General features: G+C 58.2%; 1 protein-coding gene. It reads right to left on the bottom strand.

Annotation, left to right across the window (positions count from 1 at the left end):
- A partial coding sequence (locus tag F8N21_RS30355) for an electron transfer flavoprotein subunit beta/FixA family protein (RefSeq protein ID WP_150645604.1) occupies positions 1–612 on the bottom strand: 612 nt, incomplete at both ends.

Genomic DNA, 612 nt, shown 5'->3' with positions numbered 1-612 from the left:
GTCTTGGTGGTGGAGGCGGTGGAAACGCCCAAAGCGTCCGGAGTCAGCACTTCGAGAGGCTTCTTCTTGGCTTTCATGATGTTTGGCAGGGACGCATAACGCGGCTCGTTCAAACGCAGGTCGGTGGTGACGATGGCTGGCAGTTTCAGGGAAACTGTCTGGCCGCCGCCGTCGACTTCGCGAGTCACGGCAACGCTGTCGCCACTGACTTCGACTTTCGAGGCGAACGTGCCCTGACCGTAGCCGGTCAGGGCAGCCAGCATCTGGCCGGTCTGGTTGTTGTCGCTGTCGATGGCTTGTTTGCCAAGGATCACCAACTGTGGCTGTTCCTTATCGACTACAACCTTGAGCAACTTGGCCACGGCCAGGGAGTTCAATTCATCAGCGGATTCGACGAGGATGGCCCGATCGGCACCCAGCGCCAGGGCGGTACGCAGCTGCTCTTGAGCAGTAGTCGGACCAATGGAGACGACGACGATTTCAGTCGCAACACCTTTCTCTTTCAGGCGTACAGCTTCTTCCACTGCGATTTCGCAGAACGGGTTCATCGACATCTTGACGTTAGCGAGGTCGACGCCGGAGTTGTCCGCTTTGACGCGAACCTTGACGTTG

The sequence above is a fragment of the Pseudomonas fluorescens genome, from assembly GCF_902497895.1.
In the GTDB taxonomy this organism is placed as follows: domain Bacteria; phylum Pseudomonadota; class Gammaproteobacteria; order Pseudomonadales; family Pseudomonadaceae; genus Aquipseudomonas; species Aquipseudomonas fluorescens_BP.
This window is presented reverse-complemented; position numbering and strand designations above follow the sequence as displayed.